Annotated in this window: 22 protein-coding genes and 1 riboswitch; of the genes, 13 read left to right on the top strand and 9 right to left on the bottom strand. The window is 31.8% G+C overall.

Going from position 1 to position 20,870, the window contains the following annotated elements; genetic code table 11:
* The 5 genes from VDP25_RS04660 (at position 1) to VDP25_RS04640 (ending at position 3,899) form a co-directional block, all read left to right on the top strand.
* Positions 1-804 (top strand): haloacid dehalogenase type II, encoded by an 804-nt coding sequence (locus VDP25_RS04660; protein ID WP_334467370.1) that lies wholly within the window; start codon positions 1-3, stop codon positions 802-804.
* 7 nt (positions 805-811) lie between these two features.
* The gene (locus VDP25_RS04655) at positions 812-1,546 is read left to right on the top strand and encodes an SDR family oxidoreductase (RefSeq protein ID WP_334467368.1); all 735 of its coding nucleotides are present in this window, start codon (positions 812-814) and stop codon (positions 1,544-1,546) included.
* A 75-nt stretch (positions 1,547-1,621) separates the two neighbouring features.
* Positions 1,622-2,461 (top strand): hypothetical protein, encoded by an 840-nt coding sequence (locus tag VDP25_RS04650; RefSeq protein WP_334467366.1) that lies wholly within the window; start codon positions 1,622-1,624, stop codon positions 2,459-2,461.
* Between the two features lie 329 nt (positions 2,462-2,790).
* The gene (locus tag VDP25_RS04645; RefSeq protein ID WP_334467364.1) at positions 2,791-2,976 is read left to right on the top strand and encodes a hypothetical protein; all 186 of its coding nucleotides are present in this window, start codon (positions 2,791-2,793) and stop codon (positions 2,974-2,976) included.
* A gap of 53 nt (positions 2,977-3,029) precedes the next feature.
* Complete coding sequence (locus VDP25_RS04640) at positions 3,030-3,899, top strand: RluA family pseudouridine synthase (RefSeq protein ID WP_334467419.1); 870 nt, start codon at positions 3,030-3,032, stop codon at positions 3,897-3,899.
* Positions 3,900-3,923: 24 nt separating this feature from the next.
* Here VDP25_RS04640 and VDP25_RS04635 read toward each other — a convergent pair whose 3' ends face one another.
* On the bottom strand, positions 3,924-5,156 hold the full coding sequence (locus tag VDP25_RS04635; RefSeq protein WP_334467363.1) for a glycosyltransferase: 1,233 nt from the start codon (positions 5,154-5,156) through the stop codon (positions 3,924-3,926).
* 73 nt (positions 5,157-5,229) lie between these two features.
* Entirely contained in the window at positions 5,230-5,703 is a 474-nt protein-coding gene (locus VDP25_RS04630) for a heme-binding domain-containing protein (protein WP_334467361.1), read from the bottom strand.
* Between the two features lie 39 nt (positions 5,704-5,742).
* Here VDP25_RS04630 and VDP25_RS04625 point away from each other — a divergent pair, with 39 nt between their 5' ends.
* Entirely contained in the window at positions 5,743-6,306 is a 564-nt protein-coding gene (locus VDP25_RS04625; protein WP_334467359.1) for an adenylosuccinate lyase, read from the top strand.
* 58 nt (positions 6,307-6,364) lie between these two features.
* Here VDP25_RS04625 and VDP25_RS04620 read toward each other — a convergent pair whose 3' ends face one another.
* The 4 genes from VDP25_RS04620 to VDP25_RS04605 all read right to left on the bottom strand — a co-directional run bounded on the left by VDP25_RS04620 (position 6,365) and on the right by VDP25_RS04605 (position 10,054).
* Complete coding sequence (locus tag VDP25_RS04620; protein WP_334467357.1) at positions 6,365-7,159, bottom strand: ABC transporter ATP-binding protein; 795 nt, start codon at positions 7,157-7,159, stop codon at positions 6,365-6,367.
* Positions 7,159-7,785 carry a hypothetical protein gene (locus tag VDP25_RS04615; RefSeq protein WP_334467356.1) on the bottom strand — a complete coding sequence of 209 codons (627 nt, stop codon included), beginning with the start codon at positions 7,783-7,785 and terminating at the stop codon, positions 7,159-7,161. Before VDP25_RS04615 ends, VDP25_RS04620 begins: the two co-directional genes overlap by 1 nt.
* 12 nt (positions 7,786-7,797) lie before the next feature.
* On the bottom strand, positions 7,798-8,820 hold the full coding sequence (locus VDP25_RS04610) for a FecCD family ABC transporter permease (protein WP_334467354.1): 1,023 nt from the start codon (positions 8,818-8,820) through the stop codon (positions 7,798-7,800).
* A gap of 88 nt (positions 8,821-8,908) precedes the next feature.
* Positions 8,909-10,054: an ABC transporter substrate-binding protein gene (locus tag VDP25_RS04605; RefSeq protein WP_334467352.1), complete on the bottom strand. Its 1,146-nt coding sequence runs from the start codon at positions 10,052-10,054 to the stop codon at positions 8,909-8,911.
* 190 nt (positions 10,055-10,244) lie between these two features.
* A riboswitch (cobalamin riboswitch) is annotated at positions 10,245-10,483 on the top strand.
* 30 nt (positions 10,484-10,513) lie between these two features.
* Here VDP25_RS04605 and VDP25_RS04600 point away from each other — a divergent pair.
* Both VDP25_RS04600 and VDP25_RS04595 read left to right on the top strand, forming a co-directional pair.
* The gene (locus VDP25_RS04600; protein ID WP_334467351.1) at positions 10,514-12,364 is read left to right on the top strand and encodes a TonB-dependent receptor plug domain-containing protein; all 1,851 of its coding nucleotides are present in this window, start codon (positions 10,514-10,516) and stop codon (positions 12,362-12,364) included.
* 10 nt (positions 12,365-12,374) lie between these two features.
* Positions 12,375-13,421: a YncE family protein gene (locus VDP25_RS04595; protein ID WP_334467350.1), complete on the top strand. Its 1,047-nt coding sequence runs from the start codon at positions 12,375-12,377 to the stop codon at positions 13,419-13,421.
* Between the two features lie 62 nt (positions 13,422-13,483).
* Here the strand turns inward: VDP25_RS04595 and VDP25_RS04590 are convergent, their stop codons facing one another.
* Positions 13,484-14,989 carry a S41 family peptidase gene (locus tag VDP25_RS04590; RefSeq protein ID WP_334467349.1) on the bottom strand — a complete coding sequence of 502 codons (1,506 nt, stop codon included), beginning with the start codon at positions 14,987-14,989 and terminating at the stop codon, positions 13,484-13,486.
* A 223-nt stretch (positions 14,990-15,212) separates the two neighbouring features.
* Here VDP25_RS04590 and VDP25_RS04585 point away from each other — a divergent pair, with 223 nt between their 5' ends.
* The 4 genes from VDP25_RS04585 to VDP25_RS04570 all read left to right on the top strand — a co-directional run bounded on the left by VDP25_RS04585 (position 15,213) and on the right by VDP25_RS04570 (position 17,490).
* A complete protein-coding gene (locus tag VDP25_RS04585; RefSeq protein WP_215925297.1) occupies positions 15,213-15,722 on the top strand; it encodes an RNA polymerase sigma factor in 510 nt (169 codons plus the stop codon).
* Positions 15,709-16,200: a hypothetical protein gene (locus VDP25_RS04580; RefSeq protein ID WP_215925298.1), complete on the top strand. Its 492-nt coding sequence runs from the start codon at positions 15,709-15,711 to the stop codon at positions 16,198-16,200. Before VDP25_RS04585 ends, VDP25_RS04580 begins: the two co-directional genes overlap by 14 nt.
* A gap of 25 nt (positions 16,201-16,225) precedes the next feature.
* Positions 16,226-16,849 (top strand): DUF4252 domain-containing protein, encoded by a 624-nt coding sequence (locus tag VDP25_RS04575; protein WP_334467348.1) that lies wholly within the window; start codon positions 16,226-16,228, stop codon positions 16,847-16,849.
* 95 nt (positions 16,850-16,944) lie between these two features.
* Positions 16,945-17,490 carry a DUF4252 domain-containing protein gene (locus VDP25_RS04570; protein ID WP_334467347.1) on the top strand — a complete coding sequence of 182 codons (546 nt, stop codon included), beginning with the start codon at positions 16,945-16,947 and terminating at the stop codon, positions 17,488-17,490.
* 59 nt (positions 17,491-17,549) lie between these two features.
* Here the strand turns inward: VDP25_RS04570 and VDP25_RS04565 are convergent, their stop codons facing one another.
* Positions 17,550-17,777, bottom strand: a complete 228-nt coding sequence (locus VDP25_RS04565) for a hypothetical protein (protein WP_334467345.1) — start codon at positions 17,775-17,777, stop codon at positions 17,550-17,552.
* Between the two features lie 13 nt (positions 17,778-17,790).
* Positions 17,791-19,134 (bottom strand): adenylosuccinate lyase, encoded by a 1,344-nt coding sequence (purB, locus tag VDP25_RS04560; protein WP_334467344.1) that lies wholly within the window; start codon positions 19,132-19,134, stop codon positions 17,791-17,793.
* A 291-nt stretch (positions 19,135-19,425) separates the two neighbouring features.
* Between purB and rmuC the strand changes: the two genes are divergently transcribed.
* Positions 19,426-20,811, top strand: coding sequence for a DNA recombination protein RmuC (gene rmuC, locus VDP25_RS04555; protein WP_334467342.1), 1,386 nt, complete (start codon positions 19,426-19,428; stop codon positions 20,809-20,811).
* The last annotated feature ends 59 nt before the right edge of the window (positions 20,812-20,870 follow it).

Here is a 20,870-nt window from a genome sequence, read left to right as displayed (position 1 = left end):
ATGGCCACAAACAACAGAAGAAATTTTATTAAAAAATCTGCAATTTTAGGTTTAGCAGGAGCCACCATTCCACAATTTGGGTTTTCGGCCAATACTGAAGATCAAAATATAACACCCAAAAATTTAACTCGCCCTAAAGTCTTATTCTTTGACGTCAATGAAACATTACTAGATCTTACGGCAATGAAAGAAAGTGTAGGTAAGGTTTTAGGTAATAGAAGTGATTTATTACCATTATGGTTTACTACTATGCTACAATATTCATTAGTTGAAACAGTAGGAAGACAATATAATGACTTTGGAATTGTGGGAGCAGCAGCTTTACAAATGGTTGCAGCAAACCATGGAATTACAATTTCTGAAGGCGATGCAAGAGAAGCTATATTAGGACCAATACGCTCACTGCCTGCACACCCTGAAGTCAAACAAGCTTTAGGTGAATTAAAGCGCGCCGGTTATAAATTAGTATCGTTTACAAACTCTTCTAATAAAGGTGTAGAAACACAATTTAAAAATTCTGGATTATTAGATTATTTTGAAGAACGCTTAAGCATTGAAGACATGGGCAAATTTAAACCGCATTCTGATGCTTACGATTGGGCAGCTCGAAAAATGAAAATTAAACCAAGCGAATGTTTATTAGTTGCAGCTCATGGTTGGGATATTGCAGGTGCCATTTGGGCAGGATGGAGAGGTGCTTTTGTTAGCAGACCAGGAGCACAATTATATCCTTTAGCACCAACACCAGAAATTAACGAACCTAATTTAAAATTAATAGCGGAACAATTAATCGCTCTAAAATAAAATAACAATGACCCTAGAAAATAAAGTTATCATCGTAACAGGTGCTTCAAGAGGCATCGGTAAAGAGATTGCTATTCAATTAGCTAAAAATGGTGCTAAAGTTGTTGTGAATTATTCCAATAGCTCTAAAGAAGCTAAAGAAACGGTAGATACAATTACCAAAAATAACGGATCAGCAATCGCAATTAAAGCCGATGTTAGCCGTAAAATAGACGTCACAGAATTATTTGATAAAACCATTTCAACTTATGGCAAAGTAGATGTATTAGTAAATAATGCTGGTGTTATGATTTCAAAACAATTAAAAGATAACACAGAAGACGATTTTTCAAAACAATTTGATATTAATGTAAAAGGCATCTTTAATACTTTACAAGAAGCATATCACAAATTATCAGACAACGGAAATATCATTAATATTTCTTCAAGTACGGTAAAACTAATGTTTCCTACTTACGCATTGTATTCAGCTTCAAAAGCTGCTGTTGAACAAATGACACGTGTCTTTTCTAAAGAAATTGGCAGAGGAATATCTGTAAATGCTCTTGCTCCTGGCGCTACTGAAACAGAACTTTTTATGAAAGGTAAATCACAAGAATTTATTGACAAACTTAGTAGTATGAATGCCTTTAACAGACTTGCACAGCCTTTAGACATAGCAAAAGTTGTCTTATTTTTAGCTAGTGACGATTCTAAATGGATCTCTGGTCAAGTTATTGGTGCCAATGGTGCATTGGTGTAATATTTAAAAGCTTTAACAAATTTACAATCCCTTAAAATATTTTATTAAAACAACCACTAGAACAAAACATACCTAATGAAAATCTACACACTAACAATTATGACCTGCTTAGTTTTAAGCGCTTGTAATACTAACAGTTCAAAAACAGAAACTGAAGCTAAAAAACCCGAAACTAAAACAGAAAAAGCAAACAAAACATTTGAGAATAAAGGACATGAATTAGTTTATAACCTCACTCAAAAAACAGGGAATTACCAAACACTTCTCAATAAAAAAGATGTGGTTTACACCTACACCTACCAAACTCCAGATGGAAAAAAAGATGTGAGTACTGAAAAATACATCTTTAACGGTGAGTTATCTTACGGTGCTTATACACAACACGAAAGAACTCTTCCTAATCTCGAAGGATTAATTGAACAAGGTTATGATGGTAAAGAGTTTTGGCTAAAACATAATAAAACCATACTAAACGACACCACCTATTTGAAGCGTGTAGCTTTTAACAGACCAACAAATTTTTATTGGTTTGCTATGATGCCCAAACTTTTAGACCCTGGATTACAATATGACTATCTAGGTGATATCAAAATAGATGAAAAAGATTACGATATTGTAAAAGTATCTTTTACTTCAGAAAACGATAAACCTACAGATATTTACCAAATCTATATCAATAAAAAAACGCAATTAGTAGATCAATTTCTTTTTACTGTTGCAGATTTTGGAGCTATGGAAACTCCTAATTTAATGCGATTGGAATACGAAAAAATTGATGGTATTTTAATTCCAACCAAACGAAAGTACAAAAAGTCTAATTGGAATGCTGAAGTAACAGAACTACCATGGATACACGTTAATTGGACTAATATTACGTTTAATAATAATTTGAAAATAGAAGATTTTCAAAAATAAATACTATAAACAATAAATTGAAAAAGGAAAATTGATTACGCTTATTTGAACATCTACTATTAAAATAGAGCAACCCTCTATAATTAAGGCGTTTTTAGAAAATAGTTAAAAAAAACTATCTCATAAAGTACTATTTGATTAATAGTTCTGTTCATTTTTACAAAAAAGTCATTATTAAATAATGGCTTTTTTTTTATGTCTTAGTTTTAATCTATTGAACTTGCAACAGCTAACATTTTCAGTTAACTTCGAACAATTGTACTAAACACTTTTGTACCAGTGTAACAAATTTTAATTTTGAATTACTAATATTTCAAAACCACACATAAATGAAAACAATAACGAAGAAAAAAACATTGATACTTTTATCTATTGGAATATTTATGATTGCTGTTTCTCAAACACTGTCTCATTACATACATTTAACGGATTTAGGTAAAGGGTCTACTATAGGTATTGGAATAGGATTGCTTTTAACAGCTTTATTCTTTGGCAATTTTAAAACTCGTAAATAAACATATCATAACTTATCTACATAAGTAACATACTTTAAACACAACAATATAAGATTATCAAAACCACTGAATCACATATTGTACCCAAACGCTGTGCTTCTATTCGTCTTCAAGAATATGGTGTTGGAATTTTTAATGCATTTCCCACAAAATCAGCTTTAAAAAAAGCTCTAAAAAAAAACTATATTTCTGTTAATGGTGTTACTGCCACTTCTGCAACATATATAAATGGTGGTGAAACAATTACACTATCCGTTCCTAAAAATGAGCCTCCAAAGAAGAGATTAATATTTAAACTGAATGTTTTATTTGAGGATGATTATTTAGCTGTTATCCATAAACCAGGTGGAATTTTAGTTAGTGGCAATCACTTTAAAACTATTGCCAATGCACTAATTCAAAATCTAAAACCAAGTCCTTTAGAAGATGCTACACAACCACAACCTGTTCATCGCTTAGATTTTGCAACCACAGGTATTTTATTAATAGGAAAAACAAGCAGCAGCATTCGCGCTTTAAATAAACTATTTGAAGATAGAACGATTAAGAAAACCTACTATGCCGTTACGATTGGTAAAATGAAAACCGAAGGTAGTATTACAACTGAAGTTGATGAAAAACCCTGTAAATCTAACTACAAAATACATCAAACCGTTTCTTCTCAAAGATTTGAACAACTCAATCTCGTTGAATTAAAACCTTTTACTGGACGACGACATCAATTACGGAAGCATTTATCTGGTATAGGAAACCCTATTTTAGGAGATAAAGATTACGGAAAGAAACCACTTATTTTAAATGGAAAAGGTTTATACCTCCACGCCTATTCTTTAAAATTTACACACCCATTTACAAACGAAGCCTTTTATCTTAAAGATGAATTTCCTCTAAACTTTAAAAAACTATTTGACGTTCTACAATAGAAAAAAGGCAAAAACAAATAAAAATTAACCATTCTTAGCTTCAATCCATTTGCTCATATATTTAGTGCTTTGCATAGATTGATGCATAAATAATTGTCCTATAAAGTTATTTTCTCGGTGCTCACTTATATTAATAGAAAGCGTTTCTATCTTAGATTTCAATCCTTCTTCTAAATTTTCCTTATTAAACCGTTGATTTAAAATTGTAAATCCATTTTGCTGTTTCGTATGCCATATCTCAGAATTAGAATATAAGTCTATTGCTCTTTCTGCAAAAGCATCAGGACGATCTACTATAAATCCATTCTCATCTAAATCGCCAAACATACCTTCAGCAGCAATGCTTGTCATTACACAAGGAGTCCCATTTTTCATAGCATCTATTAGTTTTCCTTTTAATCCTGCACCAAAACGTAATGAAGCCAAACAAACTCTAGCTTTTTGCATCACTTCATTGACATCTTCAGCAAAGCCTTTAATAAAAAAACCTTCTTTTGGTTTATTAAGCTGTGTTACTTTTTGAGATGCATAAGCGCCATAAATATGAAGCTCTGCCTTTGGTAATTGCTTCCTTATTAACGGCCAAATAGTTTGTTTTAAATACAAAACAGCATCATAGTTTGGAGCGTGAATAAAATTACCAATGGTTATAAAATGTTGGCGTTCTTCAAATGTTGGCAACTGATTAATTTCAACTTTAGAAATAGGATCTAATAAAAACGGTAAATAATAAAGTAAACTTTTGTCAATTTTAAACTGTTGCGTTAGAATATCAATCTCTACTTCAGAAATCATTAAACTTAAATCGCAACGGTAAATACTCGCAATTTCACGCTTAGTAGTATCGTTTTGTAAATGCTCTAAGCCAACAGCTTTATTTTGCTTTAATGCTACTTCCCTAGCTTTTCTTAAACCATGAAAATCTTCGGTATCTAAAATCCTAAGAGCATTTGGGCATTGTTCTAAAACACGCCATCCATATTGCTCTTCAGTCATAAAACGATCAAACAATACAATATTGGGATTTAGGGCTCTTACAAAGGCATCAAAAGACGAATCATTTAATAGAATTGGTTTTATTTCAACATTAATACGACTTAAATCGAATGTATTAGCAGACGTTTTAGCTGCCGAGCAAAACGTTACCTCATAGCCTTGTTTTTGAAATTGAGCAATCAATTGCAACATACGACTACCTGCCGCAGAGCTTTTAGGCTCTGGCCAAACAAAACCGATAATGAGTATTTTTTTTCTCATGAGAAAATTCTAAAAAACTGTATCACTACAAAGGTAAGAGTAAAAAGCAGTGACGTTTTATGATATAATTAGTTTATTGAGGTTCTTTTAAAAACACATAGTTTAAACGTGCCATTTTTGCCCAAGCAACCATGGCATCTATTTGCTCTTGCGATAATTTAGCTTCGCTATGTGCCCAAGTATAACTATCTAAAGGCATTTCTCTAGCCTCTACCATTTCAATCAATTCTTCGAGTTTATGATCTTTTCTCTTATCATCATAATCGTTCCATTTAGATAAATTCAAATGTTTTGAACCATGTTTTACATGATCTGCCATCCAATAATTAATAGGTGTTATTTGGCTATACCATGGGTAACGTGTACTATCGCTATGACAATCTATACACGCATTTTTTAGAAGCATTTTTACATCATCTGGTGGATTAGTCTCCTCAAAAAAAGCTGCAACCGAAGTTAGATCTCCTTCATTTTTTTCTGGCCCAAAAAACTGAGCAACTATAAATACAACTAAAAGTAAACCGCCTATTTTTTTGAGAATCTTCATTTTTAATTAATTTTAGACTTCTAAATTAATCATTTTCTATTGACCAAAGCAGAACTCTATAAAGAATTAAATTATGTAAATCATTCACGCGAAAAGCGATTAAAATATGCCTATCTCGTTATTGATAACCCAGAAATAATCACACCTCTTTTAGAAATTTTATTTGATGTAGATGATAAAATATCATGCAGAGCGGCTTGGGTTTTTGAGTTTATGTGTGGTGAAAAATTAGAGGCTATTATTCCACATCTTAACACATTTACCAAAAACATATCAAAAGTTCACTTAGATCCAGCCGTTAGACCTGTTGCCAAAATTTGTGAATACCTCATTAAAGCCAACTATTCTAAAACGGACCATTTAATTAAAACCCATCTAACAGAAACACATAAAGAAAAAATCACAGAAGCTTGTTTTGATTGGATGATTAGTGACCAAAAAATTGCACCAAAAGCTTATGCTATGAATGCGCTATACTTACTAGGACTTGAATATGATTGGATACACCCTGAATTGACAATTATCTTAGAGCGTGATTTTCAGATACAAAGTTCAGGTTTTAAAGCTCGTGCCAAACAGATTTTAAAAAAAATTAAACGTTAGTACTACAGCAACAAAAATTTATTGCAAAGCCACAAAAAAGCCAAGTTAAAAACTGGAACTATTTAGAGACTCTAAAACTTCCTGATGTATTGTCAAAAACAATTAAATCCTTTGGAAAAAGCGAATTAAAAACCCCTAAAGTAATTAAACGACAAGGTTGATCGCACACGACTTTATCCTTTTGCATTACAATCATGGTATCACATAATTGTATGGCCAAATCAATCTCATGAGATGAAAACAGAATGGTTTTACCTGTTTCCTTAGTTAATTTTTGAAGCAATTTTAATATATATGCTTTATGATACATATCGAGATGTGTTGTTGGTTCATCTAAAACAATCACATCTGTATCTTGAGCTAAAGCACGAGCAATCATTACTTTTTGCAGCTGACCATCGCTAAGCTCGTAACATTTTTTATCTTTTAACTCAGAAATATTAACTAACTCTAACGCATTATTAACGATAGTTAAATCGTCTTCAGAAAGATTACCTATCCAATTGGTATAAGGATGTCTTCCCAATACAACCAATTCAAAAACCGAAAGATTTTTAGATAATAAAGGCTCTGTTAATACAATACTCAATTGCTTTGCAAGCGCTATGGTTGATGTTGATTTTAAATCTTTACTATTAAGCAATATTTTACCTGACAAAGCAGGCTGTACCTTAATTAAGGTACGCAATAAAGTGGATTTACCAATACCATTGGCTCCAACTAAACCAATAAGTTGTCCTTTTTCTAATTCAAAATTTATGTTTGAGGCAACAACAGTTTCAACCTTTTTGGTGTTGTAACCAATGGCTAAATCCTCTACTTTAAGAATGATATTGTCTTTAGATTGTAACACTAATAGATTAATTGATTAGCAATATTATTTTCATAACAAATTGAAATATAATGAATAGCCATTACAATTTGGACATTTGTGTTTTTTAAATCAAAATCTAAGGTATTATCAGAGGTGTATTTTAGCATTGATGAATGATTAAAATCGCCTGCTTTTATTGTGGTATCATAATATTGCTTGACCATAGAATTATGTTCGGTAACACGATTTAAAAAGTCATAATATTTACTATTTCGTTTAGGCACAAAATACTCATAAGAGCCTTCGTTGTTTCTACTTCGCTTTTGTTTTTTTATTTCCCATATTTCATCAAAAGTAGATTTTGAAATAGAATTAAATAATTGTTTTATTTTTTTAGGACTTATTGTGGCAAACCCCGAAGCTTCCAATCTTTCAATTTTACTTCTAAATGTTAAATGAAAATCTTCTTCCTTTAAATCCATAATATCCTTAATAAAAAAGGTTCTTATAGTTTCAAGATCTTTTAACTCTTGAAGATTAAAAACGGCTTGAAGTTCTTTAGTAGGCTGATACGTTTTACAGCCTAACAATACTGAAAATGATAATGCAATAAAACTAATCTTAATTGTATTTCTCTTCCAGAAATTTACAGTTTCTATTATCATGTTTTAAATAAACTAAAACATCATTCTCCGCTGTCTTACTAATAACCAAATTACCACAGGTGCACCAACTAAAGCCGTAATTGCATTAATGGGTAACATATAATCACTTGTTGGAACTTGCGCTATACTATCGCAAATAAGCATTACAATAGCTCCAAATAAAAACACAGCAGGCAATAATATTTTATGATTTGAGGTCTTAAATATTTGCCGAGTTAAATGTGGAATTGCCAAACCGATAAATGCGATTGGACCAGCAAATGCGGTAATGGTTCCGGCAATTAAACTCGTGGCAAAGATAATAATGAATCTACTTGATTTCAAAGACAAACCTAAGCTTTTTGCGTAGTTATCGCCTAATAATAAAGCATTCAGCCCCTTAATAGAAAAAACGCTTAGAATAATTCCTAGACTATAAATGCCAAAGAAAATTAAGATCTCTTCCCAAGATAAATTACTTAGACTACCAAATCCCCAAAAGATATATTGTTGTAATTGTTCTGCCGAACTAAAATAAGAAAGCACACTCACAACAGCTGCTGTAATACTTCCAAACATTAAGCCTATAATAAGAATTGCCATTGTATCTCTTACTTTGCTTGAAACTGCCAAAACTGCTAAAAGCACTAAAAAGCTCCCCAAACTTGCCGCAATAACGATACTCCATTTAGAAATTAAAGCCGTTGCAAACAATCCGCCAAACAGTCCAGAACCTAAAATCACTAAAGCAACACCCAAACTAGCACCAGAACTAATTCCTAAAACAAAAGGACCTGCTAAAGGGTTTCTAAATAACGTTTGCATTAACAATCCTGAAATTCCCAAACCAGAACCCACCATAATTGCCGTAATGGCTTTTGGCAACCGCACTTTTGTAATAATTACCTGCGAAGTCATATTATCAATATTTCCAAAAAGACTTCCAAAAACTTCAGAAAATGGAATACTTACAGAACCTAAACTAATGTTTAGCACAAAGCAACATAGTAAAATTACGATTAGAATTATAAATGAATATGTATGGCTAAATTTCATTTGTTTGTTTTGGCATTCTAAAGAATAAAGCATCTCTACATTTATAATTAAACTCTTATTACAAAAACGTGTCGCCCTATCTTTAATGCTATTTTAATTTTTCAAAAAAGTAAGGAGTATAATCAACGAGTAATTCTGGATGCGCAATTTTAATTAAATCTTTTAACACTAAATCTGGTCTTGCGGTTCCTAATTCGTAATATAAAACTCCGCCTGTTCCGCCTTTTTTATTGACAAATGTATATATACTTTTATTTTGAAAAGCTTTAAAATTAGCATAAAGCGGGTTTGCTTTTTCTAACTGCTCTAAACTACCATAATACGAAGGGCTTAACCACAAATCAGCATCTTTAGCTTTGACTAAAACCGCTTCAAAACTTAAAGATAAACTGCCATTTCCTGTTGTTTCACTCCAAAGGTAATTTACATTAGCATCCTTTAAAAATTGAGCTTCAGGACTAGAACCTTTAGGCAAATACCACACATCTTTGTACATAGCTCCACTTAAAACAGTAGGATTTGTTTTTGCTTTTTCTGCAATTTCTTTAGCTGCTAAATATTCTTTTTCAATGGTATTAAATATAGAATCGGCCTCTTTTTCTTTATTAAAAAGTACTCCAAAGAATTTTATCCATTCTGCTTTTGCTAAAGCAGAAGATTCTGCCCAATCTCCATTATAAATCACTGGAATACCAGCTTTTTTAATCACTTCAAAAGTTTTGTTTACACCTTCTACTCCAAAACCAACCACCACATTGGGGTTGAGTTCTAACAATACTTCTGTATTAATACCTTCATTTTTTCCTAACTCTCTAACCTTTCCTTCATCAATTAATTTTCGAGTTTTTTCTGAAGAAATATAATCTGTACTAGGAAAACCAATTAAGGTTTCTTCAACGCCTAATAATTCCAATGCCGGAATATGAGTCGTAGATGTCACCACCGTTTTAGTAATTGGTGTAATAATAACCCCATCATAATCAGCTTTATTATAAGTGGTTTTTGCAGCTTGTTCTTTTGTAAGTAATAAATAGGTATATGTTTTTTCTGCCTCTGGCCATGCCTTAGTAATCTCTATTGTTTTACTATGATCTGATTGCGAAATTTTAAAACCTTCAGCATATTTTAAAGCGATGTCTTTTGTTTTCGTTTGTGGTAAACTGTTGTCGTTTTTAGTTTCATTTTTACATGCACTAACGATAAGCAGAAGAATTAAGAACTTAATGATTTTCATATGTAACCTTTGTAACTAATATTTAAGTATTGAATTTTTAACTTTGTTAAAACTACAGTCATGAGAGACGATTCAAATTTAACACTATATATCGTTGCAGGAATAATCATTGCACATTTTTTAATCGGCTTCATTTATTTAATCTATAAAATGAATAAGAAAAAGGACGATTAATCTCATAACTTATTCTATTTTTGCGCCGAAATTAGGTTCTAGTCGTTAACCGATTAGATTAAAAGGGAATCAAGTGAAAAGAGGCACGATTAAAAATCGGAACTCTTCATTCTTGTACTGTTCCCGCAACTGTAAGCTTAGTCACATTAGTGTGATGCTTGTTATTACCTTCAATGTCACTGTCCTAAAACTTAGGGATGGGAAGACCAATAGCAAGACGCAAGTCAGGAGACCTGCCTAATTCAACAAAAAAAATCAAACTTTCGGGATAAAAGTGATTGCAGAATGATACGTGTAGTACTCTTATTTTTATTGCTATTATTTGGTAGCGTTGCTAAGGCACAAACATCCACTGATTCTATTCAGAAACTGGATGAAGTTGTATTAAGTGATGTGAAATTAAAGCGCTTTGCTCATGGCTACAAAGTGACTGTGCTTAATGATTCTTTACTTCAACAAAATAGAAGCTCATTTACCGATATTTTACGTTTTAATTCTAATCTTTATTTTAAAGAGAATGGTTATGGTATGGTATCTTCTCCGTCATTTAGAGGCACTAATGCTTCACAAACGGCTGTGATATGGAATGGTATTTCTATTAATTCACAACTGACGGGTCAAACCGATTTTAATACCATTAGTACGAGTAATTTTAAAAATGTGGTGATACGTTCTGGCGGAGGATCCGTTCAATATGGTAGTGGTGCCATTGGTGGTAGTATCCATTTAAATAACACCTTAAGTTTTAGTCCTCATTTTGACAATACTGTAACCTTATCTTATGGAAGTTATAACACTAAAAATCTCAGTTATTTGTCGTCTTATGGCAAAAACAAATGGTCTTTTAATATCGGGCTGAATTATATTGATTCTGACAATGATTATAAATACCTAAATACAGACAAACGCAATACAAACGGAGCGTATTACAATGGAAGTATTAATGCTAACGCCGGTTATGTCTTATCCAATAAAGATGTCTTAAAACTTTATCATCAAACGTTTTTAGGAGAACGCGAATTTTCTGGAACCATAAGTTCACCTTCTTTAGCGAAATACGAGGATCAAAATTTTAGAACCATGTTAGAATGGTCGCGTCAAGGTGATAAAGCATTTTCAAAATTAAAAGTAGCACATTTACAAGAGCACTTTAAATATTTTGGAAATAAAAACACGGAGAATTATACCTTCGGAAAGGTAAACACTTACCTCATTAACTATACGGCAGATATTGATTTATTAACTAATTTAAAATTGAAACCGATAGTATCTTATAATTATTACGAAGGCAGTGGAAGTAGTTTTGGTGATCCTAACCGGAAAGAATTTTCAACGACGGCGTTACTTCAATATACTCCTAATAAGAAATGGCAATATGGATTAAATTTAAGACAGGATGTAACTTCAGGCTTTGAAAGTCCGTTGTTGTTTTCTTTTGATGTAGCCTATGAGATTTCCAACAATTATAAATTAAAATTAAATGGGTCTAAAAACTACCGTGTACCTACATTTAACGATTTGTATTGGCAGCCTGGAGGTAATTTAGATTTAGTACCCGAAAATTCTTATCAAATTGATTTAGGACAAGACATAACATATAAAAATGCTAAACTTAATCTAAACGTTTTTTATATAAAGACCACCGATCTTATCCAATGGAAACCTAATACTTCAGGATTTTGGAGTCCAGAAAACGTTGCTAAAACACAAAACTATGGTGCAGAAGCAAGCTTAGATGTTTCTAAAAAAATTAAGGAACATCATCTATCACTACAATTCAATTATGCGTATAACATTTCAGAAGATTTAGAAAGCAACAAACAATTAATTTATGTGCCTTACCATAAAGCCAATATAAACTTAGCTTATGCCTACAAACGGATGTCATTATTTCTTCAGCATTTATATAACGGAGAAGTGTATACAACTCCAGAAAATTTGTCTGGCCGCTTTTATAGTGTAGAGGCTTATCAGGTAAGTAATTTTGGTGTTAATTATCAGTTATTCAAAACAAAATCACAACAAATAGATGTAAGCCTAAAGGTGAATAATCTATTTAATACCGTATACGAGAACGTGGCATTTAGACCCATGCCAGATCGTAATTTTAATTTTCAAATTCAATATAAATTTTAAAACAAGTACAATGAAAAAAATCATTTTATCAATTTTTGCAATGTCATTATTTATCGTTTCATGTTCTAGCGACGATGATGCAACATCTTCTGAACCTTTGGGTGCTTATGAAAATGGAATTATAGTTAGTGGCGAAGGAGGACCGTCTTCTATTTCTTTTATTTCTGAAGATTTAATGACATCAGAAAACCAAATTTATTTTAATGTTAATAATGAAGCAACAGGTGTGTATTTACAATCTTTAGGCTTTAATGATGACAAGGCTTATATTGTAGTAGATGCTGGTACAATTACTGTAGTTAACCGTTATACTTTTGAAAAATTAGCGACGATTTCTACAGGATTAACAACACCAAGATATATTGCTTTTGCAAATGGTAAAGGCTATGTATCTAATTGGGGAGATCCTGTTGATGAAACTGATGATTTTGTAGCTGTGATAGACTTAACTTCTAATGAGATAATCAGCACTATAGCTGTTGGTAATGGTCCAGAGCAAATTTTAGCTGTAGACGATTCGGTATATGTGTCTCATAAAGGAGCTTATGGTACAAATAATATTGTTTCAGTGATAAATACATCTTCAGATGCTCTAACAACTACAATTACGGTACATGATAACCCAGATGAAATGATTGTGAATGACAATGGCGATTTAGTAGTTTTAAGTAGTGGAAAGCCAGCTTGGACAGGAGACGAAACTAAGGCTGCAATTACTAAAATAGATATGACAACAAATACGGTATCTACAGCATTAGAGTTTTCAGATGGACAACACCCTGAATTGATGATGTATTTAAATGGAAATCTTTATTACAACCTTGGAAATTCAGTTTTAAGTATAACAGATGATGCTACTGCTGTAACAACAACACCTCTTTTTTCAACAGGAGCTATTACGTTGTATGGAATGGCTGCAAAAGATGACCGTTTGTATTTTGCAGATGCAGTAGACTACAGCAGTGCAGGTCAGTTGTTTATTTTTGACGAAGCGAGCCATACGTTAATAAATAGTTTTAACGCACCTGTGGTTGCTTCAAAAATATATTTTAATTAATTATAGTTTCTAATAAGCAAAAAAAAGCCGCTTTTACATTTTGTAGAAGCGGCTTTTTCATTTTATGGCTGTAAAAAATTTTTGTTTAGAGGACGATCATCTACCATATCATAGAGAAAGGGATTTTCAATATTTTTTTGGTCTAAATGTTTTAATGGTCGTTGCGCAGAAATTACTGAACGCCCAAAACCTGTAATATCTGCAATAGCCTCTGCTAATAAGCGTTCATTAACATCACCAAGTTGTCCAAGGTCTTCATAGAGTTCTGTGATACCAAAGCCTTCTGTTGGATCAATACCATCGTAATAACTTGAAAATCCAGCTGAATTTTCTGCTTCATAAATTAAAGGTTGCATGGCATACGTATGGTTTGGATTAGCATTTTCTCTACCTAAATTTTCAGAATCATATATAGTCACTGATGCTTGAGGTTTACCTCTTGTGGTTGAACCAATTTGAACCACTTCGATATGAGAAGACAATCCGTTAATAACCAATTCACTTGCAGACGCACTACTTCCTGTGGTAATAATATAAACCTTATTAAGATTTAAACTATTAATAGGTTGCTGATAGGTTATTTCATTATTTGTGTTTCGTTTAACCATTTCATCTACAAATCGGTTGATAAGAGATTCTGGATCATCTTGTTCTCTAGCCGCTTGAATTTCACTATTCCATTTTTCTTTAAAAAAGATGTCTCCCGTATTTTGACCAGTAATCATTGATGACAACCAAATAGCGGTACTCACACTTCCTCCACCATTATAACGTAAGTCTAAAACTAAATCAGAAACACCTGATGATTGAAATTCGGCAAAAACAGCATTAAGCTCATTAAGATTAGCATCTCCTATTCTAAAGCCGTTATACATTAAATAACCTATAGAATTCCCATCAATATTAAATACATTGTGAGTTAAAATAGGATTTTCAGTATACTCTGTTTTTGTAATTGACACAGACTCACCATTACTTGTAATAATATCATCTGTTCGTGTTTCGGGTGTTCCATTATTATCATAGTTAGCCCAACCTACAGTATAAGATGTAGAACTCAACAAATCCCCATAGTTAACTGAGGTTAAAGCGGTTCCATCAATTGTATTAAAAATCATCCCTCTTGTAATTCCTTTTGAAGCAGCATCAGAATTAGGTAAAACATAACGTACATAGCCTATGATATCATTAGCTGCATTTGGCAATTGTACTAAACCATATTTCATCCCATTACTAAGACTTGTGCCTTGTAGTAATTGCTCTAAATCGTAATAATTAGGATAAATTCTACTAAACTCATCAACATCGTCTGGCAAATAAAGTAAGTCTTCAAATAAATCTTCAGGCGAAGAAAAATTATTTAGATACTCTGTATAAGTTTCACTTGAGTCAAAACGATCATTTGCTAAATCAGGAATATTGTCTTTATACACATAAACGGCATTCATACCTTTCCATACAAAGTCATTAATTTCTAATGTAGAAGCTCTAATGATATTATCATCAGCATCTTCAAAACAACTGGTTACTGAAACTAACACCAAACATGCCAGTAGTAAAACTTTCATTTTTTTTCTCACGACACAGGCATGTATGATGTGTTCGCAACAACTTTTTAAATTTTTCATATTTAATTTTTTCTTTTAATAGCAGTAGTTTACATATAAATGTAAAACTCTAAATTTACTGACATTATTATAAATAAAAAAACTTTGTAACAAAATCTAAAGTGTATCGTCGTAACAGTAGAAGGCAATTAATAATTGTTTTCGCCAATCAATCAAACTAATAATGAAACAAACTGATTTTGTAGAAATCGTGTTGCCATTTAAGGATAAAGTCTTTCGTTTAGCGAAACGATTACTAGTATCTCGTGAAGAAGCAGAAGATGCTACACAAGAAATATTGTTGAAATTATGGAAGAATAAAACAAAGATTGGTGACTATAAAAATGTAGAAGCGTTTTCAATGACCATGACCAAGAATTTTTGCTTAGATCGTTTAAAATCAAAACAAGCACAGAATTTAAAAATTGTTCATAGTAATTACACGGATAATAATACGTCTTTACAAAAACAAGTTGAAGCTAAAGACAGTGTGGATTGGGTTTCTAAAATAATGGAAGACCTTCCAGAACAACAAAAAATAATAGTGCAGTTAAGAGATATTGAAGAATACGATTTTGCAGAAATAGCAAAAATGCTAGACATGAATGAGACCGCAATACGCGTTAATTTATCAAGAGCACGAAAAACAATAAGAGAAAAATTAACTAATACACATCAACATGGTATTAAATAATATAGAAACATTACTAGAAAAGTATAACAATGCAGAAACAACGCTAAAGGAAGAAGCAGAATTAAAAGCGTATTTCTTAAGCGACAATGTGGCACCACATTTAGAGCATTACAAGCCTATGTTTCAATACTTTTCTGAATCAAAAAAAGAACAGTACACCAAAGACGTTCCATTAAACACTAAGAAAACAAAATTGTATCAATGGATTTCTGTCGCAGCTGTGGCTATTCTAATGCTTGGTTTCTTTATTCCAAATTGGAATAGCGGGCCAAAAACTCTAGCAGATTATTCGCCAGAGGAACAACAAATGTATTTGGAAGCAAAAGAAGCTTTAGCAATGCTTTCAAATAATTTTAACGACGGAGCCTCTAGCTTAAAAACCTTAAGCTTAGCTTCAGAAAATTTTAATGTTGGTCTTGAAAAAGCCAATCATATCACAGAATTTAGTGAAACAACAAACAAATTATTAAAGAATTAGAAATCAAAATTTAAAAACAAGAACAATGAAAAATTTAAAGAATTTTCACGAATACCTAAAAAATAAAACAGCCGTGAGTAAAAAAATAGTAGTAATCGTAGCAGCAATGCTTATATCAGTAACTGGATTTAGTCAAAGTGTATTTGATAAATATGAAGACCAAAAAGGAGTAGCTTCTGTTATTCTTAATGGGAAAATGTTTAAAATGTTAGCTACAATGGGTATAGATATAGATGACCCAGAAATGAAAGAATATGCTGAAATGGCAAACAATATTACAGGTTTTAAAGTATTCACTACCGGAGATACAAAAATAGCGGCAGACATGAATGCAACGGTTGCAAAATATTTAAAATCATCTGCATTAGAAGAACTTATGCGTATTAAAGATGGTGACCAAACCGTAAAATTTTACGTAAAAGAAGGAAAAGACGATAACCATGTAAAGGAATTATTAATGTTTATTACAGGTTTAAAAGAATTGACTAAAGACCAAAATATCGAAATTAATGGTAAAAAACGTGAGTTTGAAACTGTAGTAATGACCTTAACTGGCGATATAGACTTAAGACAAGTATCAAAAATCACTAACCAAATGGATATTCCAGGTGGAGAGCAACTAAAGAAAGCAGGCGAAAAGAAAAACTAAAATTATGAGATAAGCATGCTAAAAGCTTTAATCATTTAATCAAATGACACATCGCAAACCGCATGAGTCCATAATAAAAACAAAAATATAAACTCATGAAACAATCAATCAAAAAATCAATAGTAATGTTGCTTTTGGTTACAGCTTTTACCAGCTGTAATCAAGAGACTTCATTACAAACCTATTACGTAGATAACGAGTTAAAGCCTGGCTTTGCTTCATTTGATGTCCCAACAAGTTTAGTTAATGTTGAAGACGTAGACATGACTGAAGAACAGAAAGAAGCATACGATTCTGTAGATAAATTAAATGTGCTTACCTATATGAAAGAAGACACAGATGCTTCAGAATATAAGCTAGAATTAGAAAAGGTAAACACCATTTTAAAAAATCCTAAATACGAAGAATTAATACGTGGAGGCAATACAACTGACGGAAAATTTGTAGTAAAATTTCTAGGTGAAATAGATCAAATAGATGAACTCATCATATTTGGGAACATTGAAGATAAAGGCTTTATGATTGCAAGAATTCTAGGCGATAATATGAATGCTGGTAAACTTATGACTTTAAGTTCTGTTTTAGAGCACGCAAATTTTGAAGACACAAACCTAAAAGGTTTAACTGACTTTTTTAAATAAAGAAATTTGAATACACTGACACAAACCAAATAGAATTTTATTTGGTATGTATTTAAATGTTAATAAGAATCATCCTGAGGCTTGTCTTCTGGATGATTTTTTTTGGTTTCATTTTTTAAAGCATAACCAAGAGCAAAAATAAAAAGTAATACAAAACCTATAAGCAATACCGTTTTAACAATAAGATAGTCTAACACATTTAATAAACCTGAAACAAACAAGCTTAAGGTTAAAATGGTTACAGCTGTTAAAGCAATACTATCTTTAGTTGTTGGTATAAATTTCACAGGTCTAAAACAATTAGATTCCAGTATAATTACTTGGTGTTATAGCTTTTAATTCAGATTTAATAGCTTCAGAAACCTCTAAGGTATCAATAAAATTTGAAATAGACGTTTGGGTAATCGCTTCATTAGTTCTTGTTAACCCTTTTAAAGCTTCATAAGGATTAGGATAACTTTCACGTCTTAAAATGGTCTGAATCGCTTCAGCAACCACAGCCCAATTATTTTCTAAATCTTGAGCAAATTTAGACTCATTCAACAATAATTTATTTAAGCCTTTAACTGTAGATTTAAATGCTATAAGTGTATGTCCAAAAGGCACACCAACATTTCTTAAAACCGTACTATCCGTTAAATCACGTTGCAATCTAGAAATTGGTAATTTTGCAGATAGGTGTTCAAAAATAGCATTTGCAATACCTAAATTACCTTCACTATTTTCAAAATCTATTGGATTTACTTTATGTGGCATTGCTGAACTTCCAACTTCACCAGCTTTAATTTTTTGTTTAAAATAATCCATCGATACATACGTCCAAATGTCCCTATCTAAATCGATAATAATGGTATTTATACGTTTTAAACCATCAAACAATGCTGCTGCATGATCGTAATGCTCTATTTGTGTGGTTGGAAATGAATGCTGTAAACCTAATTTTTCTTGTACAAATTTAGTTCCAAAGGCTTTCCAATCAATATTAGGGTAAGCTACTTTATGAGCGTTAAAATTACCTGTTGCTCCACCAAATTTAGCAGCACTAGGCACGTCGTTTAATAAGTTAAACTGCTCTTTTAATCTTACTGCAAAAACTTCTATCTCTTTACCTAAACGTGTAGGCGAAGCTGGCTGACCATGTGTTCTAGCTAACATTGGTATATCTGCCCAATCTTTTGCCAAGTCTTCTATCTTTTGTAACAATGAACGGTATTCAGGTACGTATACATCATTCATAGCATCCTTTATACTTAAAGGAATTGCTGTATTATTAATATCTTGAGACGTTAATCCAAAATGAATAAACTCTTTATATGCCGATAAACCTAATGCTTCAAATTTTTCCTTAATAAAATACTCAACAGCTTTTACGTCGTGATTAGTTACTTTTTCAATGTCCTTAATTGCAGAAGCATCAACAGCTGTAAAATTCTTATAAATAGCTCTCAAATCTTCAAAAACAGAGTTTGAAACCGATTCTAATTGTGGCAATGGTAATTCACAAAGCGCAATAAAATATTCGATTTCTACCAAAACACGATATTTTATTAGTGCTTCTTCTGAAAAATAATCTTTTAATTTTTCTACTTTAGATCGGTATCTACCATCAATTGGTGAAATTGCATTAAGAGGTGAAAGTGCCATTTATGTTGATTTTTTTGAAGCATCAAATATAAGAAAGTTAGTTAAGAGTTAGCCGTTCTGACTTAAGAGTTTTTAAAGTTTCTAGAAGCATTACCTTCTTTAGTTTTTAGCACTTAACTTTCTAAAATTCAACCTCTAAAACCAGATGCTTTATAGAATAATTCAATCTTAGCTCATGTTTTATAAGTTTAACGTCAAAACTTAGAGAAAGAATTTATGCTTTTGAGCTTCCAACTAAATCCTTCATTCTTCAAGCTAAAAATGTATCTTTGATAAATTTCAATTTTAAACATGAACGATACCATTATTCTTATTATTACCATTTTCATTTCCGCTGGAATTGGAGCTTTTATAGGCCTTAAATTTTCGCAATTAAAAAGTAAAAGTGACAAAAGTACTTTAGAAGAACGCAATACTAATCTTCAGCAGCAATTCAATGAATTTAAAACCTATTCTGAAGCCGAAAACCAAAAACAAGACCAATACTTTACACAGCAATTAACGGAATTAAAAGAAACCATTTCTAAAATTGAAAGTGAGCGTGAAGCCATTAGACGAGAAAAAGATTTTTTAAATACGGAACTTTCTAGACGTAATTCGGAATACGAAAATCTTGAAAAAGCAAACTTAAAACGCGACGAAGAATTAGCAAAACAACAAGAACAATTGCGAAAGGATTTTGAATTAATGGCTTCTAAAATCTTAGATGAAAAATCCGAAAAATTTACGCTTCAGAATAAAGAAAATATTAAGAATATTTTAAATCCGCTAGAGGAAAAAATCAAAACATTTGAAAAGAAAGTTGAAGATACTCAAAAAGAAAGCATCAGTATGCATTCGGCTTTAAAAGAGCAATTATTAGGCTTAAAAGACCTAAATCTACAAATGGCAAAAGAAGCGACTAACCTTACAAGAGCCTTAAAAGGAGATAGTAAAACGCAAGGAAATTGGGGCGAATTAGTGCTAGAACGTGTCTTAGAAAAATCGGGTTTAGAAAAAGACCGTGAGTATTTTGTACAACAAAATTTTCAGCGCGAAGATGGTTCTCGAGTAATGCCAGATGTAGTATTACATCTTCCAGATTCTAAAAAAATGATTATCGATTCTAAAGTGTCACTAACTGCTTACGAACAGTTTGTAAACGCCGAAGAAGACCAACGTCCTATCTTTTTAAAAGCGCATGTTAATTCTATAAAAAAGCACGTCGATCAGCTTTCTGCTAAAAATTATCAGGATTTATATGATATTGAATCTCCAGATTTTGTATTGATGTTTATTCCTATTGAACCTGCTTTTGCAGTCGCTATAAATGACGACAATTCATTATATAATAAAGCTTTTGAACAAAACATAGTCATTGTTACACCTTCTACACTTTTAGCGACGTTACGTACAATTGACACGATGTGGAATAACGAAAAACAACAACAAAATGCTTTAGAAATTGCCAAACAAGCCGGAGCACTCTATGATAAATTTGAAGGTTTAGTAACCGATTTAACGGGTGTTGGTAAAAAGATTGATGCTGCTAAAAGTGACTATTCTGCTGCTATGAATAAATTAGTAGATGGCAAAGGTAATCTTATTTCTCGTGTAGAAAAAATCAAAAAAATGGGTGCTAAAGCCAAGAAAGCGCTTCCTGAAAGTATTATTAAACGTGCTACAGAAGATGATTAATAATTTATTCCACTTAAAAAGCATAATTAAAAATATTCCGTTTTAAAGGCATAAATTAT

The sequence above is a fragment of the Winogradskyella sp. ECml5-4 genome (assembly GCF_036903175.1).
GTDB lineage: Bacteria > Bacteroidota > Bacteroidia > Flavobacteriales > Flavobacteriaceae > Winogradskyella > Winogradskyella damuponensis.
This window is presented reverse-complemented; position numbering and strand designations above follow the sequence as displayed.